26 protein-coding genes are annotated in these 26,068 nt (G+C 61.4%); 18 read left to right on the top strand and 8 right to left on the bottom strand.

Features of this window, described 5'->3' with window-relative positions; genetic code table 11:
- Window positions 1-214: 214 nt before the first annotated feature.
- Window positions 215-1,120, bottom strand: a complete 906-nt coding sequence (locus G3N58_RS05805) for a LysR family transcriptional regulator (protein ID WP_205998736.1) — start codon at window positions 1,118-1,120, stop codon at window positions 215-217.
- A 140-nt stretch (window positions 1,121-1,260) separates the two neighbouring features.
- Here G3N58_RS05805 and G3N58_RS05800 point away from each other — a divergent pair, with 140 nt between their 5' ends.
- Together G3N58_RS05800 and G3N58_RS05795 are read left to right on the top strand one after the other, a co-directional pair.
- Window positions 1,261-2,859, top strand: coding sequence for an MFS transporter (locus tag G3N58_RS05800; RefSeq protein ID WP_205998735.1), 1,599 nt, complete (start codon window positions 1,261-1,263; stop codon window positions 2,857-2,859).
- A 207-nt stretch (window positions 2,860-3,066) separates the two neighbouring features.
- Window positions 3,067-3,327 (top strand): hypothetical protein, encoded by a 261-nt coding sequence (locus G3N58_RS05795; RefSeq protein WP_205998734.1) that lies wholly within the window; start codon window positions 3,067-3,069, stop codon window positions 3,325-3,327.
- A 90-nt stretch (window positions 3,328-3,417) separates the two neighbouring features.
- On the opposite strand, the gene G3N58_RS05790 is transcribed toward G3N58_RS05795, so the two are convergent.
- Window positions 3,418-4,404 (bottom strand): 2-hydroxyacid dehydrogenase, encoded by a 987-nt coding sequence (locus G3N58_RS05790; RefSeq protein ID WP_205998733.1) that lies wholly within the window; start codon window positions 4,402-4,404, stop codon window positions 3,418-3,420.
- A gap of 48 nt (window positions 4,405-4,452) precedes the next feature.
- Window positions 4,453-5,808: an MFS transporter gene (locus tag G3N58_RS05785; protein ID WP_167282390.1), complete on the bottom strand. Its 1,356-nt coding sequence runs from the start codon at window positions 5,806-5,808 to the stop codon at window positions 4,453-4,455.
- Window positions 5,809-5,983: 175 nt separating this feature from the next.
- Between G3N58_RS05785 and G3N58_RS05780 the strand changes: the two genes are divergently transcribed.
- A complete protein-coding gene (locus G3N58_RS05780) occupies window positions 5,984-7,117 on the top strand; it encodes a citrate synthase family protein (RefSeq protein WP_205998732.1) in 1,134 nt (377 codons plus the stop codon).
- 196 nt (window positions 7,118-7,313) lie between these two features.
- On the opposite strand, the gene G3N58_RS05775 is transcribed toward G3N58_RS05780, so the two are convergent.
- Complete coding sequence (locus G3N58_RS05775) at window positions 7,314-7,454, bottom strand: hypothetical protein (protein WP_167042809.1); 141 nt, start codon at window positions 7,452-7,454, stop codon at window positions 7,314-7,316.
- Between the two features lie 215 nt (window positions 7,455-7,669).
- On the opposite strand from G3N58_RS05775, the gene G3N58_RS05770 reads away from it, so the two are divergent.
- The 10 genes from G3N58_RS05770 (at window position 7,670) to G3N58_RS05725 (ending at window position 17,800) form a co-directional block, all read left to right on the top strand.
- Window positions 7,670-7,966 carry a hypothetical protein gene (locus G3N58_RS05770; RefSeq protein ID WP_167042811.1) on the top strand — a complete coding sequence of 99 codons (297 nt, stop codon included), beginning with the start codon at window positions 7,670-7,672 and terminating at the stop codon, window positions 7,964-7,966.
- 208 nt (window positions 7,967-8,174) lie between these two features.
- Entirely contained in the window at window positions 8,175-10,547 is a 2,373-nt protein-coding gene (locus G3N58_RS05765; protein WP_205998731.1) for a bifunctional salicylyl-CoA 5-hydroxylase/oxidoreductase, read from the top strand.
- Complete coding sequence (locus G3N58_RS05760; protein ID WP_167282394.1) at window positions 10,544-11,317, top strand: SDR family NAD(P)-dependent oxidoreductase; 774 nt, start codon at window positions 10,544-10,546, stop codon at window positions 11,315-11,317. The genes G3N58_RS05765 and G3N58_RS05760 overlap by 4 nt, the downstream gene beginning before the upstream one ends.
- Window positions 11,314-11,886 (top strand): MarR family transcriptional regulator, encoded by a 573-nt coding sequence (locus tag G3N58_RS05755; RefSeq protein WP_205998730.1) that lies wholly within the window; start codon window positions 11,314-11,316, stop codon window positions 11,884-11,886. The genes G3N58_RS05760 and G3N58_RS05755 overlap by 4 nt, the downstream gene beginning before the upstream one ends.
- A 42-nt stretch (window positions 11,887-11,928) precedes the next feature.
- Window positions 11,929-12,780, top strand: coding sequence for an enoyl-CoA hydratase family protein (locus G3N58_RS05750; protein WP_205998729.1), 852 nt, complete (start codon window positions 11,929-11,931; stop codon window positions 12,778-12,780).
- 34 nt (window positions 12,781-12,814) lie between these two features.
- A complete protein-coding gene (locus tag G3N58_RS05745) occupies window positions 12,815-14,005 on the top strand; it encodes an acyl-CoA dehydrogenase family protein (protein WP_205998771.1) in 1,191 nt (396 codons plus the stop codon).
- Window positions 14,002-14,454 carry a thioesterase family protein gene (locus G3N58_RS05740; RefSeq protein ID WP_205998728.1) on the top strand — a complete coding sequence of 151 codons (453 nt, stop codon included), beginning with the start codon at window positions 14,002-14,004 and terminating at the stop codon, window positions 14,452-14,454. The genes G3N58_RS05745 and G3N58_RS05740 overlap by 4 nt, the downstream gene beginning before the upstream one ends.
- On the top strand, window positions 14,451-14,846 hold the full coding sequence (locus G3N58_RS05735) for a RidA family protein (RefSeq protein WP_167042823.1): 396 nt from the start codon (window positions 14,451-14,453) through the stop codon (window positions 14,844-14,846). The genes G3N58_RS05740 and G3N58_RS05735 overlap by 4 nt, the downstream gene beginning before the upstream one ends.
- A 65-nt stretch (window positions 14,847-14,911) precedes the next feature.
- Window positions 14,912-16,552 (top strand): AMP-binding protein, encoded by a 1,641-nt coding sequence (locus tag G3N58_RS05730; protein ID WP_205998770.1) that lies wholly within the window; start codon window positions 14,912-14,914, stop codon window positions 16,550-16,552.
- A gap of 24 nt (window positions 16,553-16,576) precedes the next feature.
- Window positions 16,577-17,800 carry a dienelactone hydrolase family protein gene (locus tag G3N58_RS05725; RefSeq protein WP_167042825.1) on the top strand — a complete coding sequence of 408 codons (1,224 nt, stop codon included), beginning with the start codon at window positions 16,577-16,579 and terminating at the stop codon, window positions 17,798-17,800.
- Between the two features lie 31 nt (window positions 17,801-17,831).
- Here G3N58_RS05725 and G3N58_RS05720 read toward each other — a convergent pair whose 3' ends face one another.
- A complete protein-coding gene (locus G3N58_RS05720; RefSeq protein WP_167042827.1) occupies window positions 17,832-18,098 on the bottom strand; it encodes a hypothetical protein in 267 nt (88 codons plus the stop codon).
- A 607-nt stretch (window positions 18,099-18,705) separates the two neighbouring features.
- On the opposite strand from G3N58_RS05720, the gene G3N58_RS05715 reads away from it, so the two are divergent.
- The gene (locus G3N58_RS05715) at window positions 18,706-20,229 is read left to right on the top strand and encodes a DHA2 family efflux MFS transporter permease subunit (protein WP_205998727.1); all 1,524 of its coding nucleotides are present in this window, start codon (window positions 18,706-18,708) and stop codon (window positions 20,227-20,229) included.
- A 58-nt stretch (window positions 20,230-20,287) separates the two neighbouring features.
- Here the strand turns inward: G3N58_RS05715 and G3N58_RS05710 are convergent, their stop codons facing one another.
- The 3 genes from G3N58_RS05710 to G3N58_RS05700 are packed head-to-tail and all read right to left on the bottom strand — an operon-like array spanning window position 20,288 to window position 22,236.
- On the bottom strand, window positions 20,288-20,746 hold the full coding sequence (locus tag G3N58_RS05710; protein WP_205998726.1) for an N-acetyltransferase: 459 nt from the start codon (window positions 20,744-20,746) through the stop codon (window positions 20,288-20,290).
- Between the two features lie 28 nt (window positions 20,747-20,774).
- Entirely contained in the window at window positions 20,775-21,389 is a 615-nt protein-coding gene (locus G3N58_RS05705) for a LysE family translocator (RefSeq protein ID WP_205998725.1), read from the bottom strand.
- A 25-nt stretch (window positions 21,390-21,414) separates the two neighbouring features.
- Window positions 21,415-22,236: an META and DUF4377 domain-containing protein gene (locus G3N58_RS05700; RefSeq protein WP_205998724.1), complete on the bottom strand. Its 822-nt coding sequence runs from the start codon at window positions 22,234-22,236 to the stop codon at window positions 21,415-21,417.
- A gap of 483 nt (window positions 22,237-22,719) precedes the next feature.
- Between G3N58_RS05700 and G3N58_RS05695 the strand changes: the two genes are divergently transcribed.
- From G3N58_RS05695 to G3N58_RS05680, 4 genes are all read left to right on the top strand, one after another.
- The gene (locus tag G3N58_RS05695) at window positions 22,720-23,736 is read left to right on the top strand and encodes a hypothetical protein (protein ID WP_205998723.1); all 1,017 of its coding nucleotides are present in this window, start codon (window positions 22,720-22,722) and stop codon (window positions 23,734-23,736) included.
- A complete protein-coding gene (locus tag G3N58_RS05690) occupies window positions 23,711-24,301 on the top strand; it encodes a hypothetical protein (protein WP_241017007.1) in 591 nt (196 codons plus the stop codon). The genes G3N58_RS05695 and G3N58_RS05690 overlap by 26 nt, the downstream gene beginning before the upstream one ends.
- A 571-nt stretch (window positions 24,302-24,872) precedes the next feature.
- The gene (locus G3N58_RS05685; protein WP_241017006.1) at window positions 24,873-25,358 is read left to right on the top strand and encodes a hypothetical protein; all 486 of its coding nucleotides are present in this window, start codon (window positions 24,873-24,875) and stop codon (window positions 25,356-25,358) included.
- Between the two features lie 97 nt (window positions 25,359-25,455).
- Window positions 25,456-26,001, top strand: coding sequence for a hypothetical protein (locus G3N58_RS05680; RefSeq protein ID WP_240158973.1), 546 nt, complete (start codon window positions 25,456-25,458; stop codon window positions 25,999-26,001).
- Window positions 26,002-26,068 lie beyond the last annotated feature (67 nt).

Genomic DNA, 26,068 nt, shown 5'->3' with positions numbered 1-26,068 from the left:
TGTAGCAACCCCTGCCGTGACAAACCCCGCTCGCAGCCATAGCGAAACCGCTCGCTGCCGCCACATCGCAGCGGGCAGGCGAATCGATCGTTGCATTCGAGAAGACCGCGGAAGATGCGAAGCAGTGCATGACACCCGGCACTGTGCAATTGGCTTACGGCAGTTTCATGTAAGCGACATGAAATTATAATATGAACGGTCGAACACTGCCGCACTACTCCCCAATCATCTCCGGTACTTTCTCCTTCAACGCATCGATGGCAACCCGCGTTTTCGCCCGCAAATGACGCGCTTTCGGCCAGATCGCATAGACCTCCTGAGAGCGGACCCGATAGTTATCGAGAACCGGCACCAGCGCCCCGCTTTTCGCGTAACGCGTCAACAGCCAGCACGGTAGCCACGCCAGTCCGTAGCCGTCGATTGCCGCCGCCGCAATCGCCTGAATGTCGTCCATGCTGACACGCGAGCGGATACGTACCGGTTGCGCACTGCCGTCCGCGTCTTTTGCGTTCCATGGAGCAACTGCGCCGGCACGCGAGAGCGCAATGCCGACGTGGTTCTCCAGTTGCTCGATACAGGTTGGCGTTCCGTAGCGCTCGAGATACGCGGGCGACGCGCCGATCACAACGTGCTGCGTACCGAGCCGCCGCGCCGCGAGTGTGCTGCTGTCGCGCAACTCGCCTATTCGCACGGCAAGATCGAAGCCTTCTTCGATGAGATCCGTGAAGCGATCGGTAAACGAAAGATCGATCTGCAACTTCGGATACTGCCGCACGAGATCGAGCAGAATCGGCGCGACGCAAAAATACCCGAACGCTTCGGGCACGCTCACTCGCAACCTGCCGGCAGGCTCAGCCCGGCCATGATCGAGCGCGGCCTCGGCAACATCGAGTTCCGCGAGTGCTCGCACGCATCCCTCGTAATAGGCCTGCCCTTCAGCCGTGAGAGTCTGACTGCGCGTGCTGCGATGAAGCAGCCGCACACCGAGCCGCGCTTCCAGCCGGCTAATCGCCTTACCGACCGCCGAGCGCGTGAGGTTCATGCGCTCCGCTGCCAGCGCAAAGCTGCCGGCCTCGACCACCTGCACGAACGTCGCCACGCCGTCCAGATTATCTGTCATTGGATGCCCCTTCATTGGTTCCAAACAGGAATCTATCATGGGAATTTAATGGACCAATAAGGGAATCTTATTCCCCTAAACTGGATTAGGTCGTTCACCGCCATGCCGTCGCAATGGCGCGCCACCCTTTGGAGTCAAACATGCAGGTATGCGACCTCGAACCGCAAGCAGCCACGAAGCAATGCCTTCCGTGCGACGCTCGACGAAATATCCTCGCGCTATTCGCCGTGTGTCTCGCGGCGATGATGTTCGGCCTCGAAATTTCGAGCGTGCCGGCCATATTGCCGACACTGGAAGGCGTGCTGCACGCCGATTTCAAGCAGATGCAGTGGATCATGAACGCGTACACCATCGCGTGTACGACCGTACTCATGGCAACCGGAACGCTCGCGGATCGCTTCGGCCGCAAGCGCATGTTCATTGTCTCGATCGTGTTGTTCGGCATCGCCTCGCTGTGGTGCGGACTCGCATCGAGTGCGCCCGTGCTGATCGCGAGCCGTTTTCTGCAGGGCGCCAGCGGCGGCGCGATGCTCATCTGTCTCGTCGCCGTGCTGTCGCATCAGTTTCCGCAAGGCGCCGAACGCGCCCGGGCATTCAGCGCGTGGGGCATCATCCTCGGTATCGGTTTGGGCTTCGGGCCGTTGATCGGCAGCGCGATCGTCGCACTATCGAGTTGGCAATGGGTCTTCTGGGTTCACGTGCTCATTTCCATCGTGACGTTGGTACTCGCGGTACCCGGCGTGCGCGAGTCGCGCGACCCGCACGCGAGCAAGCTCGACGTCGCCGGCATGGTGACGTTGTCGGGCGCCGTATTCGGCTTCGTTTCGTTTATTACGCAGGGGGCCGATATCGGCTTCACGAGTCGCTCGGGCATCGCGATTTTCGTCGCGAGTACTGCGAGTCTCGTGGCGTTCTTCGTGGCGGAAATGCGCAGTGCGCATCCGATGTTCGATTTCTCCGTGTTCCGAATCCGCAATTTCTCGGGTGCGCTGCTCGGCTCGGTCGGCATGAACTTCAGCTTCTGGCCGTTCATCATCTATCTGCCGATCTATTTTCAGCATGCACTGGGCGCAAGCCCCATGGTGGCGGGACTGTTTCTATTGGCCTATACATTGCCGACTCTCGTATTCCCGCCGATAGGCGAGCGTCTGGCATTGCGCTATTCGCCGGCTATTGTCATTCCCGCGGGCCTGTTCACGATCGGACTCGGGTTCTTTCTGATGCGTGCGGGCAGTGCTTTCGATCACACGAGCGCGCTCGCGATTCTTCCGGGCTGCTTCGTTGCCGGCGCGGGACTCGGCATCACCAATACGCCGGTCACCAATACGACGACCGGTTCGGCTTCGGGCACGCGCGCCGGCATGGCATCGGGCATCGACATGAGCGCTCGCATGATTACGCTCGCCATCAACATCGCGATGATGGGGCTCCTTCTCGTCAAAGGCGTTGCGCATCGTCTGCAAGATGCGCTGCCCGCGGCGCCGCTCGACATCTCGTGGGACGCCATGGCAAACCGCATCGCCATCGGCGACCTGCATCCCGCGGCGGCGGCGCAATGGCCGGCTTTGTCCAGCGACGGATTTGCGGCCATCAGCCGCGGCGCGCTCGTCCATGGCTTCGAGTGGCTCATGCTCTATGGCGGCATCGCGGTCTGCACTCTCGCCGTCGTGAGTTACCTGATCTTTTCGGGCGGAAAAGTCACGCACGTGAAGCGAGAAACGATCGCGGACCCACGCTGACTCATATGGCAAGCATCACATCGAAAGAACTGCGCGTCACGACTGGGACCATCTATCGGCAGACCCGCTCGGGATGCCGGACGACACAAGGGTTTTCGACACGTACAGCGCCGCTTTTGGCACAATCGATTCACCACGGCGAATTGATCCGCACTGGATTCGCCATCGGCACATCGCCAAAGTCGTGTTGCTGGAGTTCAAACCACCATGAAGTCCCTTTGCTTCGCAGCAGTTCTTTTCGTACTCACTGCCGGTTGCACCTCGACGTCGTCGTCCGCGAGCGCTCAGGCTGGGTGGTCGAGCCCGGCCCATGCGAATAGCTACATCCTGCACACGCCCGAGGGCGCCAAGCCCGGCGATGGCGCCTCGCGACCGCCGAGACTCACGGTCGGCACCAGCTATTCCGACACCCAATTGATCCTGCCGTGGTTCCTCAACGACATCATCGACTTTGTGAACTATCGCTAGATCGCGGGTGACTGGCGGCTGCACGCCCCAGAGAGGCATTCAACCAAACAGGCGCCGCGAAGACTCTTCCGCGACGCCCTTTATCTACGTTCAGAGTGCCGGCACTGCCGGCGCCGCATTCCCGGCCTCGGCCACACGCGTCGACGTGCTGCGCGGACCGGCAATGCCGAAGTGGCTCGCAAGCATATCGACAACGTTATCCGCCATGCCCGTGCGCGTTTCTTCGGTAGCCGAACCGATATGCGGCGTGAGCACGACACGCGGATCGTCGATCAGCGCACGAGGCACATGCGGTTCATGCTCGAACACGTCGAGCGCCGCGCCCGCGATCCGCTTGTCCGCGAGCGCCGCGATCAGTGCCGCCTCGTCGACCACCGGCCCGCGCGCGATGTTGACGAGAAAGCCCTGCGGCCCCAGCGCGTCGATCACTCGCGCGTCGACCAGATGATGCGTTTGCGGCGAGAGCGGACAGCTCAGGATAAGCATGTCGCTATCCGCCGCGAGGCGCGCCACGTCGTCGTAATACGGCAGATCGACCGGCTTGCGGTTCGGGCCATAGTACGCAAGCCGTGAACCGAACGCCTGCAGGCGCTTCGCAATCGCCGCGCCGATCGTGCCGAGCCCGACGATGCCGATCCTCATGCGCGAGATCGAGCGGCCGAGAGGCAGCGCGCCCTGCTCGGGCCATTTGCCGGAACGAACATAGGCATCCGCCTGCACGAGATCGCGCGTGACGGCGAGCGCGAGACCGATCGCGGTATTGGCAACGTCCTCGGCCAGGACGCGCGACGCGTTCTCGATGCGAATGCCGCGCACCTGCGCGCTTTGAACGTCGAGATTGTCGAGCCCGGCGCTATAGCTCGCGATGATCTCCAGCGCGGGCAGTGCAGCGAGAAACGCCGCGTCGATCTTCGTCTTGCGCAGCGCAATGCCGCGAATCGAGGCGCCGTGTCGCGCGAGCAGCGCGGCGGCTTCGTCCGCTTGCTGCGGCAGGTCGAGCACGGTAAAGAGCGAGGCGAGTTCCGCCTGGGTGCGCGCCGGCAACTCGGCGGCATTGAGAATGATGGGTTTCGACATGATGGATCAATCCGTTATACGTTGCGATGCGCGTGCGTTTCGCCGCGCTCAGTTCACCTTCACGCGCTCGATGCGGCCCATGAACACGAGATACACCACGGCGGCGATCAGGCAGTGTGCCGCAACAAAATAAAGTCCGGCGGTATAGCCGCCGGTGGCCTGCACGATATAGCCGAACACGATCGGCGTGACGATACCGCCGATATTGCCGACGCAGTTGAAGATCGCACCCGCGAGACCCACGGCCTCGCGCGGCGCCGTATCGCTGACGATGGCCCACGTGCCCGCGCCCGCCGCCGCGCCCTTGCCGAAGAACGCGAGCGTCATCAGCAGAACGATGGCGGTATTGCTTTCCGTAAACGCCGAGAACACGATGCAGCAGCCGACCGCCATGCCGACGATATACGGCGTCTTGCGCGCCCACGACACGCTCCAGCCCTTGCGGATCAGCCAGTCCGAAATTACGCCGCCCGCAATGCCGCCGAGAAAACCCGACACGGCCGGCAGCATCGTCGCGAGCCCCGCCTGCATGACGTTCATGCCACGCGCCTGCACCAGATAGATCGGAAACCAGGTGATGAAGAAATAGCTCAGCGCAATCACGCAATACTGGCCGATGTACGAGCACCAGAGCATGCGATTGCCGAGCAGCAGACGCAGCGCCTTGCCCGACATCACGGGACGCGAAAGACGCTCGTGGGCCGAGTCGATGTCGATCATCGCGCCGCCCGCGACGAGCCGGTCGAGTTCGGCTTGCGATACGCGCGGGTGCTTGCCCGGTTCGTGCATCACGACGGCCCACACCCCGGCGGACGCGATGCCGATCAACCCGAGCGCGAAGAACGGCGCGGGCCAGCCGAACTTCGCGGTAAGCCAGCCGGCCAGCGGCGAGAAAATCGCTACCGCGAAATACGATGCGGACGCGAACAGCGAGGTAGCCAGCCCGCGCTCTTCTTTCGGAAACCACATGACCGCCACGCGGCTATTGGCCGGAAAACTGGGCGCCTCGATCAGCCCGAGTGCGAAGCGCAGCGCGAACAGCAAGCCGAGTGCGACCGAGAGGTCCGTGGTCACATGGCCAATCAACCCGACGAGTATCGTCGCGATGGACCAGAGAACGAGCGTGGCGCCATACATGGTCTTGGTGCCGAGGCGATCGAGCAGCAGGCCGCCGGGAATCTGCCCGACCACATAGGCCCAGCTGAACGCCGACAGCACATAGCCGAGCTGCACATGATCGAGCCCGAACTCTTTGGCGATGCCCGGGCCGGCGATCGAGAGGATCGCGCGATCGGCATAAGCGACCGTCGCGAGCAGCAGAATCACCGCCAGAATCGTGAAGCGGGTGCGCGTGACGCGAACCGCGTCCGTCGCGGCATAGCCACCCGTCCTTTGCGTGAACATCGTTGTCTCCTGTTGGCGCGGCCGCGCCGCCACGACGGCTCGGGGGCGGCGGCGCGCTATGATTGCCGGTATCCGCGCTCGTGCGCGACGGGCGCATGCGAACGTGTGGAGCGAATTTGACGCACGCTGCCACCGGGCGTCAATCTTGATTGAGACAATCAACGTGCAAAGCTGGATGACTCAGGAGGAGGCCTGCCGCGCGCTGGGTGTGCGCAAGCAGACCCTGTATGCGTATGTCAGCCGCGGGCGCATCGAAGTGCGCTGGGACCCGGAGCATGTGAGCCGCAAGCTCTATAGCGCGTCGGATGTCGCCGCGCTGATGAAGAAACGCAATCTCGGGCGCGCCCACAAGAATATTGCCGCGAGCACGATGGCGTGGGGCGAGCCCATCATCAACACGCGCATTTCCACGATCGAGCGCGGACGGCTCTATTACCGCGGCACCGATGCGCTCGAACTCGCCGCGCGGGCCACGCTCGAAGACGCCGCGCAATGCCTGTGGGACTGCGAGCACTCGCCGCGTTTTCCGACGCTGCGCGACGCGCTGCCGGCTACGCCGGACACCACGCCACTCGCGCGAGCGTATGTATCGATCTCGCTCGCGGCCACCAACCCGGGTTCGAATCTCACGACGGATCCGCGGCGTCTGCACGACGAAGCGGCCAGCCTGGTGGGCCGGCTCGCCAGCAGCTTCGTCGCGCTGAACGGCGACGGTCCCCTGCATCTGCGCATCGCGCGTGCGTGGCGCTGCGAAGCGCAGGCGGATCTGCTGCGCCGCGCGCTGGTGTGGCTGGCGGACCAGGAGCTGACGACCTCGGCGTTTGCCGCGCGCGTGACCGCATCGACGGGCGCATCGCTCGGCGCCTGCATGCTGGCGGGCCTGGCCGCGTTGTCGGGACCGCTGCATGGCGGCGCCCCGGCACGCGTGCAGGCATTGCTCGGCGAAGTGCGCGAACACGGTGTCGCAACGGCCGTCGAGCACTGGAGGGCCACTCACGGCCCGCTGCCCGGCTTCGGTCACGAGCTGTATCCGCAGGGCGATCCGCGTGCGGCGGACCTGCTGGCCGCGTTCGACGCCCCCGACGATGTGCGCGAACTGACCGCATACGTGCATCGGACGAGCAACCTCGCGCCGACGATCGACATCGCGCTCACCGCGCTGGCCAGGTACTGCGGCTTGCCGGACGACTCGGTGTTCTCGATGTTCGCGATCGGCCGCAGCGTGGGCTGGATGGCGCATGCCATCGAGCAGATCGCCGACGGGACGCTGCTTCGGCCACGGGCCCATTACGTCGGTCTGCTCAAGTGAGGGGCTTCGTTTCGCCCATTGTCTCCACGAACTGGATTGCGGCGGGGTCGATCAATGCGCCGCATAAGCGGCCGTCGACTGCGCGGCGCAAACACGGGTCAACTGGGTCCGGTCAACCATCGAAGCATGCTTTGCCGGCACTGCGGCGGCACCGGCGCCGCGAAATCGCTGCTTCGCCTATACTGTTGCAAGCGCTTCAGGAAATCGATCCATTCGATGTTTTCCATTGTTCCTGGTATCGAGCAGTCATGTCGCCGCAGCCGCCAGTCATCACGATCTCGATCGATTCGATGGTGCATGCTGGTTGCATCAATTCGTTCGCGTCGATTCCGGTCACGCGGCGTCTCCCGCATCTGTCCCGCGACGGAATCGCATAGGGCGGACGCGGCTGAACGGGGCGGCGGCTCTGCCAGGTACAAACGAAACGCTCTGCACGACGCACCTCGTCTCAAGGTGAATAAGAGCACCAGTCACGATAATTGCTCGATTCACGATCAAGCCGATGACGATCGGCTGCGTCGACATTCCAGTCCAATCGTGGAGGCACGAATCATGAACAAGGCAATCAGCATGTCAATCGCGGCCGTCGCCGCACTTGCGCTGTCGGGCGGCGCATACGCACAGAGCCACAACACGCTCGCCACCCCCTCGGTCGTATCGCCGGCCGCCCCGCAGCAGACGAGCGGCTACGGCACGCCCGGCGCCACTGGCTCGGACAGCGGCATGGGCACCGGCTCGCAGAACTCGAACGTGCAGAAGAGCATGAGCAGCACGACGTCCGGCGGCAACGCGTACGGGAGCCACAACACGCTGGCGACCCCGTCCGTCGCGTCGCCAGCCGGCCAGTAACAGTTATCGCGAATGACAGCGAGGCGCGCATAGGCGCAAGGCGAGCACGCGCTTCGAGCTGAACCGCACCCCGAAGGCTGGACATAGGTCCGGCTTTCGGGGTGTTTGTCTTTCAGGTCCTTGCCCTTCTTCTCGAAATTTACTTGACATCTAAACTATCAAAACCTAAATTAACCTCACCGCAGAGTCCATTTTTTGGGGAACCAGCATGCGCATTGTCTGTATCGGTGGCGGCCCGGCCGGGTTGTACTTCGGTCTATTGATGAAAAAACGCAACCCGGGCTATGACGTCACGGTCGTCGAGCGCAACCGCCCCTACGATACGTTCGGCTGGGGCGTCGTATTCTCCGACCAGACGCTCGGCAATCTGCGCGCGGCCGACGCCCCGAGCGCCGAGGCGATCCTCGACGCGTTCAATCACTGGGACGACATCGAAATTCACTTCCGCGGCCGGACGGTTCGCTCGTCGGGTCACGGCTTCTGCGGCATCGGCCGTAAACGTCTGCTCAATATCCTGCAAGCGCGCTGCGAAGAACTCGGCGTGAAGCTCGTGTTCGAAACGCAGGTCATGGACGACACCGCCTACGACGCCGACCTCGTCATCGCATGCGACGGCCTGAACAGCATGGTCCGGCAAAAGTACGCGGCCACTTACGAGCCCGACATCGACGTGCGCGACTGCCGCTTCGTTTGGCTCGGCACGAAAAAGCTCTTCGACGCCTTCACGTTCGCGTTCGAAGAAACCGAATTCGGCTGGTTTCAGGCCCACGCCTATCGCTTCGACGATCAAACCTCGACCTTCATCGTCGAGACGCCCGAGCGCGTATGGCGCGCCGCCGGTCTCGACGACATGAGCAAGGAAGACAGCATCGCATTCTGCGAGAAGCTGTTCGCGAAGTACCTCGACGGCCATGCGCTGATGTCGAACGCAGCGCACTTGCGCGGCTCGTCGCAATGGATTCGCTTCCCGCGCGTCGTCAACAAGGAGTGGGTGCACTGGCGCGCGAACGCGAACGGCACGCAAACCCCGGTCGTGCTGATGGGCGACGCCGCGCACACCGCACACTTCTCGATCGGCTCGGGCACCAAGCTCGCGCTCGAAGACGCCATCGAGCTCGCCAACAGCATGAGCGCGCATCCCGGCGACCTCGCCGCTGCGCTCGCGCACTACACCGAAGTTCGCAGCATCGACGTACTGCGGATTCAGAACGCCGCGCGCAATTCGACGGAGTGGTTCGAACACGTCGACCGTTATACGTCGTTCGAGCCGGAACAGTTCGCGTATTCGCTGCTCACGCGCTCGCAGCGCATCTCGCACGAGAACCTGCGCGAGCGCGACGCGCACTATCTGTCGGGCTTCGAAGACTGGCTCGCGCGGCGTTCCGGCATCGAGCGCGCGCCGGAAAAGCACTCCATTCCGCCGATGTTCACGCCGTTCACGGTGCGCGGCGTCACGCTGAAAAACCGCGTCGTGGTCTCGCCGATGGCGCAGTACTCGGCCGTCGACGGCGTGCCCGGCGACTATCACCTCATGCATCTCGGCGCGCGCGCGATGGGCGGCGCCGCGCTCGTCATGACGGAAATGACCTGCGTGTCGCCCGAAGCGCGTATCACGCCCGCATGCCCCGGCATGTACGCGCCCGTGCATCTGGCCGCATGGAAGCGCATCGTCGATCTTGTGCATAGCCAGTCCGATGCGAAGATCGGCATTCAACTCGGCCACTCGGGCGCAAAAGGTTCGACGCGCGTTGCGTGGGAAGGCATCGATCAGCCGCTCGCCGAAGGCAACTGGCCGCTTATCTCGGCGTCACCGCAACAGTACTTGCGCGGCATCAGCCAGCATTCGCGCGAAGCCACGCGTGAGGAACTGCGCGAGATCGAGGCGCAATTCGTCGAGGCAACGCGCATGTCGGTCGAAGCCGGCTTCGACTGGCTCGAACTGCACTGCGCGCACGGCTATTTCCTGTCGAGCTTCCTGTCGCCGCTCACGAATCGGCGCACCGACGAATACGGCGGTTCGCTCGAAAACCGTCTGCGTTATCCGCTGCGCGTGTTCAAAGCGATGCGCGCGGTATGGCCGCCAGAGAAGCCGATTTCGGTGCGGATTTCCGCGCACGACTGGGTCGAAGGCGGCAATACGCCCGACGACGCCGTGAAGATCGCCGAGGCCTTCAAGGCAGCGGGCGCGGACATGATCGACGTCTCGTCGGGCCAGGTCAGCAAGGAAGAAAAGCCCGTGTATGGCCGCATGTTCCAGACGCCGTTCGCCGATCGCGTGCGCAACGAGGCCGGTATCGCGACGATCGCGGTCGGCGCGATCTCGGAAGCGGACCACGTGAACAGCATCATCGCGGCGGGCCGCGCGGACCTCTGCGCGATCGCGCGTCCGCATCTCGCGAATCCGGCGTGGACGCTGAACGAAGCCGCGAAGATCGGCTATCTCGACGTCGCGTGGCCGAAGCCCTACACGGCAGCCAAGGTCCAGCTCGAACGCAATCTCGAACGCGAACGCGCGCAGGCCATCGCGAACGCGGGCCTCACCGCACAACAACGCGCCCAGCGCGCGGAAGGAACGACGTGAACACGCCAACCTCATGGCTCACTGGACAGCATGCCGTCGTCACGGGCGGCGGCAGCGGCATCGGCGCGGCGGTCGCCGAGGCGCTGCTACGCGCGGGCGCGCGCGTCACGCTGATGGGCCGCAACGCGCAACGGCTCGAAGCGCAGCGCGAACGATGCGCGGCACTCGGCAACGTGGCCTGTATCAGCGTGGACGTGACGCAGGAAGAAGCGGTCGCGCGGGCGTTCGACCAGGCGGGCGCGGTCGATATGCTCGTCAACAACGCGGGGCAGGCGCAGGCCGCGCCGTTCGCGCACACCGACATGGCGCTCTGGCAGCGCATGCTCGACGTGAACCTCACCGGCGTATTTCTCGGCGCGCGCGCGGTGTTGCCGGGCATGCTCGAACGTGGGTACGGGCGCATCGTCAACGTGGCGAGTACCGCGGGGCAGATCGGCTATGCCTACGTGGCCGCATATTGCGCGGCGAAACACGGCGTGATCGGCCTCACGCGCTCGCTCGCGCTCGAAGTCGCGACGCGCGGCATCACGGTCAATGCGGTGTGTCCCGGTTATACGGAAACCGAACTGCTGCACGCTTCGCTCGAACAGATTACGAGCAAAACTTCGCGCACCGAAGAGCAGGCACGCGAAGCGCTGCTGCGCTCGAACCCGCAGCGCCGCTTCGTCAGTCCCGAGCAGGTCGCCAACTCGGTGCTGTGGCTGTGCCAGCCCGGCTCGGACGCGATCACGGGCCAATCCATTTCGATCTCCGGCGGAGAAGTGATGTGAGCAAATCGACCCAGGCAGGCAAGCCCGCGGCGGCCACCGCCACGGCCGTAGAAAAGAAGCCGTCGCGCAAAGGTGTCGCCCAACCCGCGGAGAACGTCGTGGACCTCGAAATAAGTACCGGCGCGGACAGTCACATGGGTCTGCGTCTCTGGCTGCGCATGCTGACCACGACGAATCTCGTGCAGGCCGAATTGCGCAAACGCCTGCGCAACGAATTCGACACGACGTTGCCGCGTTTCGATCTGATGGCGCAACTCGAACGCCATCCCGAAGGCCTGAAGATGACCGAACTGTCGCGCCGCATGATGGTGACGGGCGGCAACGTCACCGGCATTACCGATCAGCTCGAAAAAGAAGGGCTCGTCTTGCGCAGCGCCGATCCGAACGACCGCCGCTCGATCAGCGTGTGCCTCACGCCCGCCGGCCGCAAGGCGTTCGACCGCATGGCGGCCGCGCATGAGCAATGGGTCGTCGAAATGTTCGGTGGCCTGAGCATCGACGAAAAGATGCGCACGCATGACCGCCTCGGCAAACTGAAGCAACATCTGCTCGACAGTCTCAAGAACTGACCTATACCGACCCGCCGCCATCACCTTGCAGGGGACACACACATGACACGATCCAACGCCGACGCGCTGCTGGCCGGCAACCGCCTCACGCTCGCCGGATACGAAGCGAAACACTTCGGCTGGTCGGTGACGGGCAAAGTCGCGACGATCACGCTGAACCGCCCCGAGCGCAAGAACCCGCTCACGTTCGAATCGTATGCGGAGTTGCGCGACCTGTTCCGTCATCTCGCCTACGCCACCGACGTGAAGACGGTCGTGCTGCACGGCGCGGGCGAGAACTTCTGTTCCGGCGGCGACGTACACGACATCATCGCGCCGCTGATCGATCTGCCGATGCCCGAACTGCTGCTGTTCACGCGCATGACCGGCGATCTCGTCAAGGCCATGCGCCATTGCCCGCAGCCGATCATCGCCGCCATCGACGGCGTTTGCGCGGGCGCCGGCGCCATTCTCGCGATGGCCTCGGACATGCGCCTCGCCACCGCGCGCAGCAAGCTTGCGTTCCTGTTCACGCGCGTCGGCCTCGCGGGCTGCGACATGGGCGCCTGCGCGATGCTGCCGCGCATCGTCGGCCAGGGACGCGCCGCCGAACTGCTGTTCACGGGGCGCTCGGCAAGCGGCGACGAAGGCCATGCGTGGGGCTTCTACAACCGCCTCTGCGAACCGGCCGCGCTGCTCGAAGAAGCACAGAAGCTCGCCGCCGATCTCGCCGCGGGCCCGACCTTCGCGCACGGCATGACGAAGAAGATGCTGCACCAGGAATGGAGCATGAGCATCGACGAAGCCATCGAATCGGAAGCACAGGCGCAGGCGATCTGCATGAGCACGCGCGATTTCGAGCGCGCGTACAACGCGTTCGCGGCGAAGTCGCGCCCCGTGTTCGAAGGAGATTGAGTTGAGCGCCGCCACTCAGGACCATAAGATCGACATGCACAGCGCACTCGCGTGGCCGTTCTTCGAGCCGCGTCATCGCGAACTGGCCGCCGGCATCGAAGCATGGTGCCGCGCCAATCTCGCGCATGACGATCATCAGGATACCGATGCGACCTGCCGCCGTCTCGTGCGCGAACTCGGCGCGGCGGGCTGGCTGAAATACGGCGTCGGCGGCGTTGCATACGGCGGCCACGGCGACACGATCGACACGCGCGCCGTCTGCCTGCTGCGCGAAACGCTCGCGAAGCATTCCGGTCTCGCGGACTTCGCGCTCGCCATGCAAGGGCTCGGCTCGGGCGCGATCTCGCTCGGCGGCACGCATGAGCAGAAGTCGCGCTATCTGCCGCGCGTCGCGAACGGCACGGCCATCGCCGCATTCGCGTTGTCGGAGCCGCAAGCGGGCTCCGACGTCGCCGCGATGGCGCTCGCCGCTCGCGAAGACGGCGACGCCTACGTGCTCGACGGCGAGAAGACGTGGATCTCGAACGGCGGCATCGCAGACTTCTACGTCGTGTTCGCGCGCACCGGCGAAGCACCAGGCGCACGCGGCATCAGCGCGTTCGTGGTCGATGCCGATACGCTGGGGCTCGACATTGCCGAGCGTATCGACGTGATCGCGCCGCATCCGCTCGCGCGCCTGCGCTTCACGAACGCGCGCGTGCCGAAGAGCCAGATGCTCGGCGTGCCCGGCGAAGGCTTCAAGCTCGCAATGCGCACGCTCGATATTTTCCGCACGTCGGTCGCGGCGGCCTCGCTCGGCTTCGCGCGTCATGCGATGGCCGAGGGTCTCGCACGCGCGTCGTCGCGCAAGATGTTCGGCCAGACGCTCGGCGACTTCCAGCTCACGCAAGCGAAGCTCGCGCAAATGGCGCTGACCATCGACAGCAGTGCGCTGCTCGTCTATCGCGCCGCGTGGCTGCGCGATCAGGGCGAGAACGTCACGCGCGAAGCGGCGCTCGCGAAGTGGCACGCGAGCGAAGGCGCGCAGCAGGTGATCGACGCCGCCGTGCAGCTTTACGGTGGCATGGGCGTGCAAAGCGGCACCGCGGTCGAGATGCTATATCGCGAGATTCGCGCGCTGCGCATCTACGAAGGCGCGACCGAAGTGCAGCAATTGATCGTCGGCCGCGATCTGCTGAAAGCGCACGCCGCCACCGTTGCCGTCGCCGGGGAGCACGCCCAATGAACGCTTCGTTCGAAAGACCTGTACGCATCCGCTTTTCGCACTGCGATCCGGCCGGCATCGTGTTCTTTCCGCAGTATCTCGTGATGACCAATGCGCTTGTCGAAGACTGGTTCAACGAGGGCCTGCTGATCGACTACGCGCATATGATCGGCCAGCGCCGCATCGGCCTGCCGATCGTCAAGCTCGATTGCGAATTCTCGCGGCCGAGCCAGATGGGCGAGACGATCACGCTGACGCTGAGCGTCACCGTGATCGGCCGCAGTTCGATCGGCCTCGACATCGTCGGTCACTGCAACGGCGAAACGCGCTTTCGCGCGAAACAGGTGCTCGTAACGATGTCGTTCGAGACCGGCAAATCCATCGGGATTCCCGACGACATCGCGAGCGCGCTCGCGGCATACGCCCCATCGTCCCATCCATCGAAGCGCACCGAGGCGCAACGCTCATGAAAAAAGCTCTCCTTCCCGCCGGCTGGATCAAACCGCGCGGCTATGCGAACGGCGTCGCGGCCACCGGCACGCAGGTGTTCATCGCCGGTCAGATCGGCTGGGACGAACAGGCCCAGTTCCATACTGACGACTTCGCCGCGCAAGCGGTGCAGGCGATCAAGAACCTGCTCGCCGTGCTACGCGAAGCGGGCGGCAAGCCCGAGCACCTCGTGCGCATGACGTGGTACGTCACCGACAAGCGCGAATACCTCGCGGCGCTGAAAGACATCGGCCGCGCGTTTCGCGAACTGATCGGCGATTACGACATCGCGATGAGCGCGGTGCAGGTCGTTGCGCTGATCGAGGATCGCGCCAAGGTCGAGATCGAGGCCACCGCCATGATTCCTCATTGAAAGCCGCGCCGCCCCACACGCCAAACGCAGTGCATTAACCGGCTCAACGACACCGGGAGACCATGATGGAACCGTCGGCACACGTCGATACTTTCGCGCGCGACAATCTTCCGCCGCAGGATCAATGGCCCGTCTTTCTGCTCGACAACCCGGACGTGGACTATCCAGCGCGGCTGAACTGCGCGACCGAACTGCTCGAACGGACCATCGAGGCCGGTTATCGCGACCGGCCGGCCATCTGGTCCGACGTGGACGGCAAGCCGCACGCGACGACCTACGGCGAACTGCTCGCGCTCGTGAATCGCAGCGCCCATGTGCTCGTCGATGAAATGGGTTTGCAGCCGGGCAACCGCGTGCTGCTGCGCGGACCGAATACCTTGCAGATGGCCGTGGCGATGTTCGCGGCGCTGAAGGCCGGGCTCGTCGTCGTGCCGACCATGCCGCTGCTGCGCGCGAAAGAACTGAAGCAGATTATCGTAAAAGCGCGGATCAGCGCCGCGCTATGCGATGCGCGCCTGACCGGCGAACTCGCGCGCTGCACCGATCCCGCCGACGAGTTCTACTGCCCGACGCTCACGCAAACGCGCCGCTTTCACGACGACTCCGCCGATTCGCTCGACACGCTCGCGGCCAGCAAGCCCGCGCACTTCACCGCATGCGATACAGCCGCCGACGACGTCTGCCTGATCGCGTTCACGAGCGGCACGACCGGCGCGCCGAAGGGCTGCATGCATTTCCATCGCGACGTGATCGCGATGTGCGATCTGTTTCCGCGCCATGTGCTGAAGCCGTCTTCGAACGACATCTTCTGCGGTACGCCGCCGCTCGCGTTTACGTTCGGCCTCGGCGGATTGCTGTGCTTTCCGCTGCGCGTCGGCGCCTCGACGGTGCTCGTCGAAAAGCTCACGCCCGAAACGCTGCTCGTGCTCGTCGAACGTTTCGGCGCAACGGTCATGTTCACGGCACCGACTTTTTATCGGCAAATGGCGCCGCTCGTCGCGCAACACAACGTGTCGACGCTGAAGAAAACCGTGTCGGCCGGCGAAGCGCTGCCCGATTCGACACGCCGGCTATGGCATGACGCGACCGGGATCGACATGATCGACGGCATCGGCGGCACCGAGCTGATCCATATTTTCATTGCGGCGCAGGGCGACGAGATTCGCGCGAACGCGATCGGCCGCGCGGTGCCCGGCTACGTCGTGCAAGCGGTAGACGACGACATGCGGCCGGTGCCGCCCGGCACGATCGGCAAGCTCGCGGTGCGTGGCCCGACCGGTTGCCGCTATCTCGCCGACGACCGGCAACTGCGCTTCGTGCGCGACGGCTGGAATCTGCCCGGCGATTCGGTCTATCTCGACACGGACGGCTACGTGTTCTACCAGGCGCGCGCCGACGACATGATCGTCTCGGCCGGCTACAACATCTCCGGACCCGAAGTGGAAAGCGTGCTGCTGCAACATGAAGCGGTGGCCGAATGCGGCGTGATCGGCATCCCCGACGAAACGCGCGGACAGATCGTCAAGGCATTCGTCGTGCTGAACCCCGGCTATACCGCCGATGACAAAACGGTCGCGCAACTACAGGATTTCGTGAAGAATAGCGTGGCGCCTTATAAATATCCCCGTGTCATCACTTTCGTCGGCGCACTGCCGCGCACCGAAACCGGCAAGCTCAAACGTTTCGAGTTGCGTACGATGACGTAACCCACTTCATGGGATCGAAATCGCATGACAGGCTCTTTCATCGAAGTCGTCGCCGAAGACGGCGGCTGTTTCAACGCTTATGTCGCGCGGCCCGCGCAGGGCTCCGGCCCCGGGCTCGTGCTGCCGCAGGAAATTTTCGGCGTCAACGACTCGATGAAAGCGACCGCCGACCGCTACGCTGAAGAAGGTTACGTCGTGCTCGTGCCGGACCTGTTCTGGCGCATCAAGCCGGGCATCGACCTCGGTTACGGCGAGACCGACATGCAACAGGCGCTCGGCTATCTCGGCCAGTTCGACGCCGACCTCGCGGTCAAGGACATCGCCGCCACCATCGCCACGTTACGCGGGCTGCCCGAACAGGCGGGTAAGGTCGGCGTAGTCGGCTACTGCCTCGGCGGCAAGCTCGCGTTTCTCGCCGCAGCGCGCACCGACGTCGACTGTGCGGTCAGTTACTACGGCGTGGGCCTCGACGCCCATCTGAACGAAGTGCCGTCGATCCACTGCCCGATGGTGTTTCACTTCCCCGAGAACGACGCGCATTGCCCACCTGAAACGCGCGAGCGCATCGGCGCGGCATTGCGCACGCGGCCGCACATCGAGCAATACCTGTACCCCGGCTGCGATCATGCATTCGCGGCGCCGGCGCGCAAGCAATACGACAAGCCCGCCGCAATGATGGCGTACTCGCGCACGCTCGCGCTGCTGCGCAAGGTGCTCGGCCCCGTCTACGATCTCAACGCGCTGTGGGAAGCGCATTGCTATCACGAGTTCGCGACGCGCGACGTCGATGCGGTCATGCCGACGATGGTCGCGCAACCGTATGTCAATCATGTGCCAACGATGACGGGCGGTGTCGGCCACGACAATCTCAAACGCTTCTACACGCATCACTTCGTCAACTCGAATCCGCCCGATACCAGGCTGATTCCGATTTCGCGCACGATCGGCGCGGACCGCATTGTCGACGAATTCATTTTCAGTTGCACGCATAGCTGCGAAATCGACTGGCTGCTGCCGGGCGTTGCGCCGACCGGCAAGTACTTCGAAGTGCCGATGCTCGCGGTGGTGTGCTTCCGCGGCGACAAGCTCTATAACGAGCACATCTATTGGGATCAGGCTTCGGTGCTCGTGCAGGTGGGATTGCTTGATCCTGAGGGGTTGCCGGTGGCGGGAATCGAGAGTGCGCGGAAGTTGCTCGATGAAACGTTGCCTTCGAATCGGTTGATGGGTGGGAAGTCGAAGGTGTGAGTGGTGGCCGCCGACGTCGCTGTTACTTGACTCAGAACACGCGCAAGGAAAGTTTCGCGTCGAGCCGGTCATAAAGCGACGGCGGCAGCTTCACAAACGATGTGTTGTCGCCGCCACGAGAAAAAGAAACCGCGTCGTTATTCAGCCAAACCAGTTCGGGAACTGGCGTGCTGAAGGTTCTGCGCACGAGTAACTCGCCTGAGCCGGCGTCGTAGACTCGGCCGACGTAGTCCGGATTGTTGCCGCCTCTCCATTGAAGCAGGCATCGCTCTGCGATGTAGTGGCGGTTTTCGGACATGCGTCTAATGCATTCGCTCGCACTGAGGTCGGTCGTGTGGGTGGCGAGTCGGAGAATGACGAACCCGAACAGGAATATGGGTATCCACCACTTTGCCAGAGAGCTTAATTTCATAAGTGGACTTCGTTATGGATTGGTCGTCTTGATTGTTCACGGAACTTCCGACATTGAAATGCCGAAGCGGAAAGTCTTACCTTCCACTCCAGCCGATTCTCGACGAATAAAGCAATCTGCCACAATCGGAATACGCTGAAAATTCCCATCTATTGTGGCGACCTCTCGCATCAATAACGATGCGTCAACATTGACAGTACGAGCGCGAAGCGTGTACTCGAACACGGCGGCAAGCGTAGCATTCTCCCTCCGCAATCACCCCGACACCCCGCCCATCATTTCGTAGTTGTGTCGCATAACTCATCAGGCTAGACTCGACCATCCCCTTACAATCGACAAACGACCGCAGGGTTCGGCCCTTTGAACCTGGCCAGCAAATATCGCCAAACTACGACCGCCGACGCATTACCCCTGCTCGCAGCCCCGTCCGGCATCCGACAGCCCCCGGCCGACTCGCTGCAAACCCGATCCACCGCGCCACAGGAGCGCCCGCATGACCCATGCCATTCACGGCCGACAACGCTGGCTCGCGCTAATCGTTCTATGCCTCGGCGTACTGATGATCGTGCTGGACACTACCATCGTGAACGTCGCGCTGCCTTCCATCGCGGCCGACCTCGGCTTTAGCGAAACCTCGCTCGTGTGGGTCGTCAACGCGTACATGCTCACGTTCGGCGGCTGCCTGCTGCTCGGCGGACGGCTCGGCGATCTATACGGACATCGCAAGCTGTTTCTCAGCGGCATTACGCTCTTCACGCTCGCTTCGCTCGCGTGCGGCATGGCGAACTCGCAAGTGCTGCTGGTCGCCGCGCGCGCCGTGCAGGGCTTGGGCGGGGCGATCGTCTCGGCGGTATCGCTGTCGCTAATCATGAATCTGTTCACCGAACCCGGCGAACGCGCGAAAGCGATGGGCGTGTACGGCTTCGTCTGCGCGGGCGGCGGCAGCATCGGCGTGCTGCTCGGCGGCTTGCTGACGAACCTCTTGAGCTGGCACTGGATCTTCCTCGTCAATCTGCCGATCGGCATCGCCGTGTATGCACTGTGCCTCGCGCTGCTGCCCGCCGCACGCGGACACGCGCACGGCGAGCGGCTCGACGTGGCCGGTGCGGTCACCGTCACCGTATCGCTGATGCTTGCCGTCTACGCGGTCGTGAACGGCAACGAAGCGGGCTGGGCCTCGCTGCAAACGCTCGGCCTGCTATGCGCCGCGCTCGCGCTACTCGGCGCGTTCCCTGCGATCGAAGCGAAAGTCGAGCATCCGTTGATGCCGCTCGGTCTCCTGCGTCTGCGCAATGTCGCGACCGCCAACGTGGTCGGCGTCTTGTGGGCCGCGGCGATGTTCGCGTGGTTCTTCATCTCCGCGCTGTACCTGCAACGCGTGCTCGGCTACCGGCCGTTGCAGGTCGGGCTCGCATTTCTGCCCGCCAACCTGATCATGGGATTTTTCTCTCTCGGACTCTCGGCGCGCGTCGTGATGCGCTTCGGGCTACGTCGTCCGCTCGCGGTTGGCCTGCTCGTCGCCGCGTGCGGCCTCGCGCTATTCGCGCGTGCGCCCGTGGACGGCGGCTTCGTGCCCGACGTGCTGCCCGGCATGATCCTGCTCGGCTTCGGCGCGGGCATCGCGTTCAATCCGCTGCTGCTTGCCGCGATGAGCGACGTCGATGCGGCCGACTCGGGTCTCGCATCGGGTATCGTCAACACGTCTTTCATGATGGGCGGAGCGCTTGGACTCGCGGTGCTCGCGAGTCTCGCCGCGGCGCGCAGTGAAGCGATGCAGGCCACGGCGAGCGCGGCGGCCGCGCTCAATAGCGGGTATCACGCGGCATTTCTGTTTGGAGCGGTTTTTGCGGCTACGGCTGGTGTGCTGGGTGGCTTGTTGTTGAGGCCGGGGCAGGCGGGTGGTGCTGAAGCGGCCTCTCAGTTGGACTCCGGACCTGCGTCTGATTCGACTGCGGCCACCTCTTCTACAGAACATTCGCGCGGCGCGGACAATACAACGGCGACAGAGAACTACTGAATTCACCGCCCGTCACTCGCATAACAGAATGCGGTTGAAAAGAAATCGCGCCGTCAGATCAAAGTTCTTTCGCCATATCGACGATTGTGGAATTGGTGCGCGACGGGTGCGGCCGTCGCCCTGTTTCAACATAGCCGAGTTTCGAATAGAGCGCGATGTTTCTGCTCATCAATGCATTCGTGTAGAGCTTCATGCTCGACTTGCCGTTCGCTTTGGCGCGCCGCTCGGCCTCCGCAATCAGGCGAGCGCCGATTCCCTTGCCGGCATGATCGGGGTCTACCGCGACATTGAAAATCAGATCATATGCATCGCCAGATTCGACGACGATAAGGCCCGCGACTTCGCCATGCACACACGCCAACGTCACCTCACCACGCGCGATGCGTGGTGCGTGATCTTCCGTAACGGGCTGTGGGTGGAAGCCGAGAACCGGTAACCACACCGCATAGGCACGTTCGGTGATTCGCCGCACGATGGGAAGATCTTGTAACGTCGCGTTTCTGATTTCGGTTTGCATTGGCGTGGCCCACTTAGTTATGACGTGCTCAATCGCGGCTCGCAATAGCCGCCGCCGCACCACCGAGCGCACATGCGCCAACACGATTGGCAAAGCGAACCGCGCGAGGCGTGCGCAGAATAAAGCGCGCCTTATGGGCCAACAATATCCAGCTCAGGTCGATCGCGGCCAACGTCACGAGAGTAACCGACGCAAGCATCGCCCACTGCCGCACACCCACCGACGGGAGATCGATCAACGCCGGCAGTAAGGCAATATAGAAGACCATGATCTTCGGATTACCCAAGGTAACCGCCATGCCCGCACCGAACATCGATAGCGAGGAAGATTGGCGCGGCAGCGTATCTTCTGCTTCCGTTGCGGGTTGCCGCCACATCCGGATTGCGAGCCAACACAGGTAAGCACAGCCAAGCCATCTGATCGCGTGAAAGATGAACTGGAAGGTTTGAGCCAACATCGTGAGCCCGGCCATTGCCATGCTGAGCCAGATCACCTCGCCGATCCACATCGCCGCGACGAAAGGAATCACACCGCGCCATCCTCTCGCGATAACGCGCGAGACCAGTGCGACGACGCTCGGGCCGGGAGTCGCCGCGTTGAGCAGCAATGCACCTGCAAAGATAGCGACGGATAACAGTTCCATGCGGATTTCCCTGATATGAATGGCGCTACTGCTCGACTTTTTCCGACTCCACGACGATGTCCAGCACGTAAGCGACCGACGCCCCATCGGCGGGCGGGTTATTGACAGTAAAGCGCTTCACGCGCAGCACGTTGCGAATGCCCGGCGCATGCGAATAACCCTCGATATCCTGGTTCAGTGGCTGCCATTCGCCAGGCTTGCCGGTGGGCAAACCCTGCTCGTCGAAGTGGCGTTCGCGCACCAGCAGACATTGCCTGTTCGGAATCAGCGGATGGTTGCATGGCACGGTCTGCGGGGCCACTTCGAGGAAGGCCGTTTCGCCGGGACCGCCAAAGCGTGTTTGCGCGGTGGGCACACCGGTAAAGCTCAGCGTATCACCGTTATCCATGACCAGTTGCAGGCTGGGCACATTGCCGCGAGCCAGCAGGTTCACGCTGACGCTACCGCGCAGGCGCTGCGAAATGGCGTCGTCGAGTGCGGCGAGATTTGGATCGGCGCAGGCCATCATCGTGCTCGCCATCGAGCCGATTTGCATGCGGCCTTTCCGGATGCTGTACGCGGCGCCCAGGTTATTGCAGCTATTCACCACGTTCAGCCGGTCAGCGCTGAAGTCCAGTTGCAGCGGTTGGTCCGGTCTCACGAACAGCGCGTCGATGTGCGTACCCTGGCTGTCGATCGCGTTGTTAAGTTGCCAATGGTACTGCCCGAGGATGGTCGTGCCGCTGGTCGATGTCGTGCTCGCCACAGCGGCGGACGAGGCGGACGATGATGGAGCCGGATTCGTCGCTTCAGGCGAATGCGCGCAGGCGGCTAGAGCGAGCGGCAGTAATAGCGTGTGGTATTTCACGTCGGTACCTCCGTGGGTTCGGTGGATGTTCCTGGCGGCTGGCCGCGTTAAAGACGGATGAACGAGGGATTCGGGTTGCTTAGGGGAATTCCAAGGAGAACCCTCGAATGGTACATCCGACTGCGTTATACCGGGTTTTCGGGCTGATTTAGTCCTGATAGTGAATGTCGACTCGATGCTCGACAGGATAACCCAAGCGGATTGCCAATACTCGTGCGTGTGGTTTTTTGCTGGTGAGATTCTTATTCGAGGTTGAATCACAGCTGTGACCTTATTCGGCTTTATGTCGCGAAGTTCTGGATGCCGAATCTGATTCTCGACGTAGTGACCGGCATTCGATACCGCATCAATATTCGGACAGGTTTAACAGTTTGTAAAGGTTTGCGTTCAACGCTATTTTTTTAGCGTGCTTCTATCTGATACGATCTGCGCTTCGATTCAGGCATACGCACTGGATTCCTAATGTTTTTCAGACGAGAAACTTTGTACATATACGAGAAGTCGGACTTCTCCTTCGATTCCTGGGTGATTTGGGACCGCAAGCAGCTTACGCGCGAGGAACGGGATGAAATAAAGGAGGTATTGAGAATTGCGCACGAAGACTTCGTGAAGTGGTTCGATCCTGATTCGTGGACGACGAGTTGCGCGGACATGCACCGCCTGCGGCATCTGTTGGGAAGCAGCGATTACACATTGCGTATCCATATGATGAGCCATCATGAGGTCGCCCGGGCAGTACATGCGAAACTCAGAAGCGGTCAGATGATTTTTATTCCTCCGCGGGAGGCAGTTGGTCGGTACATCGAGAACGCGCGGAGGAGGCGTGAGCAGGTGATGGGGAGAGGAAGATCCGCTGTGCCTGAAGAACAGGCCGTGGCTCTTTCCATCTCGCGTGCTGTCACATCCTACGGCAATGCGTCGCGTGGTCCGGTGGCACCATCGCCTGTGGCTGATTTTATGGCTAACGAAGTGGGTGAAGATGTTGACAAACTGGTTGGCATGTCTCCGGGTTTGCAGGCGGATTTGAAGAAGTTGGGGGATGCGGGGTGGCAGATAAACTATAGAGAGGCGGGCAAAGGCTCAGATACCGATCGATCAAATAGCTTTATCTGGCTAGACTCTACTCTCAAAAATAATCCCAGGACATTGACAGAAACCCTCTCCCACGAAGTTGGGCATGCGATGTACTCGTACAAACCAGATTACTCATCAAAAGCCGCTTACGTAAGCGGAACGCTAAAGGACGAGGCGGCCGCGACCATGAACAATATTCGGACTGAACGCGAAATTCTTGAACACGGTGGTCCAGACATCGGAATACTTGGAGTCAACCATGCTGCCTACAGTCAAGCTTATGATCAGTTCCTGAAAGATGGGAACACTGCTGCCTGTCTGGATGCAATCGGAGCTGCATTCGGCAACGAAACCACCTCGAACACACGACAGACCTACGTCGACTACTATGGAAGCTGGTATGAAAATTCCCACCCGTTCAGATAATTTGTTCTGGACGTCTGCAATGCTTTGCCTCGCAATTGGGCTCACTGGGTGTGCAAAAATGACCCAAGACCACAGGGAAAATTCTCAAATTATGCAAACATCTATGACACTGTGGCAAACCATCGATGCACTCGCTCAGCATATTCCATTTAGCAAAAATAATGTCGAAAACGTACTATCGGCTCATCTTGCTGAGAAGGATACCAGTGAGAGTCCTATTCAGAACACGGCATTTCTGTTCTATATAGGCGGTCCCGTCAATCTGACTGATGGTGCTGTAATCAGCAACGTGGATTTACGTATCCGGCGCAAGGCAGGACATCCTGGCTTTCTTGTACTCAACATGAAGGGGAGATGTGTCAGTCTTGATGAGGTACGTTCACACTATAGTGACCTCAAACTAACATATCCACCTCGCCCCGATTCAACGTATGCCTTTACAGGATACTCGACCTTCCCATCGTGGGGGAGATTGTCATTTAGTTTTCTGGAGCGCAATCCAAATTGTCTTTCGTCATTGTCTTTTGATCCCAAGCCTATCGAAGCGGGCAACATGATGAAGTGAGCAACCATGGCAAAACGCGGGGTTGGGAACACGGCCTGCCTCGCGTATGAGCGAGTCGCTCTTACGCTTTAAGCGGTGCACCGGAGCCCAAACCAGCGCTCAAGATTCTCCAAGGCAAAACCATATGGCAATCGTAAAAGCATTGGAACAATTCGGCCGATGTCACGACCGGTACGTCGATACGCTCGCGACCAGCAAAGAAGACTAGGTCGACACGCCGAACACGTTGTATACGTCCCTTCAACAGTTGTCCTAGAAGTTGCCGTTGAGTTCGATGAACTCAACATAGAGTCAACATGAATCAAGAACTGCGCATGGCCTTCGGCAACTCGTCGATAGAGGTCCGCCTTCAGCACAGGAAATGTACCTGCAATCTGATTTAACGAGGTCGATATCTGCTTTACGCTGAACTTCGTCGTCAATCTCTGCGATTGACGCAAGCTAACTGAACTACGAGAAGCCGGTATTGCTAATGTTCATTCGTTTTTCAACCATCTTTCTCACGACACTTACCGTACTCGGCTTGACAATATTGTCCGCTGGATGCGTTCAAACAGTTGAATCACACCGGATGGATTCACAGGTCGCGCAACCATCTATGACATTGTGGATAGCTATTGATACGCTAGCGCAGCAAATCCCATTTAGCAGAAACAAGGTTGAGAACACCCTCTCGACTCATCTCGTCAAGGGAGATACCAGCAAGAACCCGATTCAGAACACTGCATTCCAGTTCTACACAGGTAGCCCCGTCAGGTTAGCGGATGGCATCACTATCAGTAACGTAGATTTACGCATCCGGCACCGTCCTGGGCACCCCGGTTTTCTCGTACTCAATCTTGGTGGCAGTTGCACCACTCTCGATGCCGTTCGAGAGCACTATCGCGACCTTAGAATCACCGAACACCCTCATGGGCATTCGCTCGATGAGGCCACATCGTATTCGGCTTTCCTGGAATGGGGAAAACTGTCGTTCGGGTTCCTGGAACGTAATCGCAATTGCTTGGCATATGTTGTCCTCAACCCGAAGTACGATGCGGACAACATTGCACAATAGAGAAATTTACCCTTGAGCTCAATCCTAACGTACTTACCAGATGTTTTTTAATTATAGAAATCCGCTCTGCTCACATAGCTCGTTCAAGACGATTGCCATGTTCAGCCTGACAATCTGGTTTGCCGGATGTGGATCGACCACTGGACAGTACGAAAAGGATTCGCGGACGACGCAATCGTCGAGGACGCTATGGCAGGCTATCGATACGCTAACGCAACAGGCTCCCTTCACCACAGATAAGATTGAGAACGTCCTCGCGACTCATCTTGTCGTGAAAGATAACAGCAAGAGCCCTATTCAGAACACCGCATTTCAGTTCTACACAGGCGGACCGGTCAATCTGGCTGACGATGTTGTAATCAGCAATGTAGATTTACGTATCCGGTATCGGGCAGGACACCCCGGTTTTCTCGTGCTTAACCTTAGCGGTAGCTGTATTACGCTCGATATGGTGCGCGCGCATTACCGCAGCCTCAGAGTTACGGACCGTCCGCGCGGCAGATCACTCGATGAAGTCACCTCATACACAACCTCGCTCCATTGGGGGGATCTGTCTTTCAGCTTCAAGGAGCGCAATCCGAATTGTCTTTCGTCGCTGGCCTTCGATCCCAAACCTATTGAAACAGACAACATGGCGAAGTGATAGAAATTTTCCTTCGAGCAGCACCTAAACTACTTACCGAGAATTTGAAAAATATCGAAGCCGACCC

It is taken from the genome of Paraburkholderia sp. Ac-20342, from assembly GCF_017104985.1.
In the GTDB taxonomy this organism is placed as follows: domain Bacteria; phylum Pseudomonadota; class Gammaproteobacteria; order Burkholderiales; family Burkholderiaceae; genus Paraburkholderia.
The sequence above is the reverse complement of the archived record's forward strand: the minus strand, read 5'-3'. Positions and strand labels throughout refer to the sequence as shown.

Bases quoted from the DNA above. Each gene is read 5' to 3' on its own strand.
- G3N58_RS05795 (WP_205998734.1), top strand. From the start codon at position 3,067: ATGAAGTCCCTTTGCTTCGCAGCAGTTCTTTTCGTACTCACTGCCGGT.
- G3N58_RS05725 (WP_167042825.1), top strand. From the start codon at position 16,577: ATGACAGGCTCTTTCATCGAAGTCGTCGCCGAAGACGGCGGCTGTTTC.
- G3N58_RS05720 (WP_167042827.1), bottom strand. From the start codon at position 18,098: ATGTCCGAAAACCGCCACTACATCGCAGAGCGATGCCTGCTTCAATGG.
- G3N58_RS05750 (WP_205998729.1), top strand. From the start codon at position 11,929: ATGACACGATCCAACGCCGACGCGCTGCTGGCCGGCAACCGCCTCACG.
- G3N58_RS05765 (WP_205998731.1), top strand. From the start codon at position 8,175: ATGCGCATTGTCTGTATCGGTGGCGGCCCGGCCGGGTTGTACTTCGGT.
- G3N58_RS05680 (WP_240158973.1), top strand. From the start codon at position 25,456: ATGTTCAGCCTGACAATCTGGTTTGCCGGATGTGGATCGACCACTGGA.
- G3N58_RS05745 (WP_205998771.1), top strand. From the start codon at position 12,815: ATGCACAGCGCACTCGCGTGGCCGTTCTTCGAGCCGCGTCATCGCGAA.
- G3N58_RS05805 (WP_205998736.1), bottom strand. From the start codon at position 1,120: ATGACAGATAATCTGGACGGCGTGGCGACGTTCGTGCAGGTGGTCGAG.
- G3N58_RS05735 (WP_167042823.1), top strand. From the start codon at position 14,451: ATGAAAAAAGCTCTCCTTCCCGCCGGCTGGATCAAACCGCGCGGCTAT.
- G3N58_RS05780 (WP_205998732.1), top strand. From the start codon at position 5,984: ATGACTCAGGAGGAGGCCTGCCGCGCGCTGGGTGTGCGCAAGCAGACC.
- G3N58_RS05770 (WP_167042811.1), top strand. From the start codon at position 7,670: ATGAACAAGGCAATCAGCATGTCAATCGCGGCCGTCGCCGCACTTGCG.
- G3N58_RS05705 (WP_205998725.1), bottom strand. From the start codon at position 21,389: ATGGAACTGTTATCCGTCGCTATCTTTGCAGGTGCATTGCTGCTCAAC.
- G3N58_RS05710 (WP_205998726.1), bottom strand. From the start codon at position 20,746: ATGCAAACCGAAATCAGAAACGCGACGTTACAAGATCTTCCCATCGTG.
- G3N58_RS05685 (WP_241017006.1), top strand. From the start codon at position 24,873: ATGGATTCACAGGTCGCGCAACCATCTATGACATTGTGGATAGCTATT.
- G3N58_RS05730 (WP_205998770.1), top strand. From the start codon at position 14,912: ATGGAACCGTCGGCACACGTCGATACTTTCGCGCGCGACAATCTTCCG.
- G3N58_RS05800 (WP_205998735.1), top strand. From the start codon at position 1,261: ATGCAGGTATGCGACCTCGAACCGCAAGCAGCCACGAAGCAATGCCTT.
- G3N58_RS05740 (WP_205998728.1), top strand. From the start codon at position 14,002: ATGAACGCTTCGTTCGAAAGACCTGTACGCATCCGCTTTTCGCACTGC.
- G3N58_RS05790 (WP_205998733.1), bottom strand. From the start codon at position 4,404: ATGTCGAAACCCATCATTCTCAATGCCGCCGAGTTGCCGGCGCGCACC.
- G3N58_RS05715 (WP_205998727.1), top strand. From the start codon at position 18,706: ATGACCCATGCCATTCACGGCCGACAACGCTGGCTCGCGCTAATCGTT.
- G3N58_RS05785 (WP_167282390.1), bottom strand. From the start codon at position 5,808: ATGTTCACGCAAAGGACGGGTGGCTATGCCGCGACGGACGCGGTTCGC.
- G3N58_RS05690 (WP_241017007.1), top strand. From the start codon at position 23,711: ATGAAAATTCCCACCCGTTCAGATAATTTGTTCTGGACGTCTGCAATG.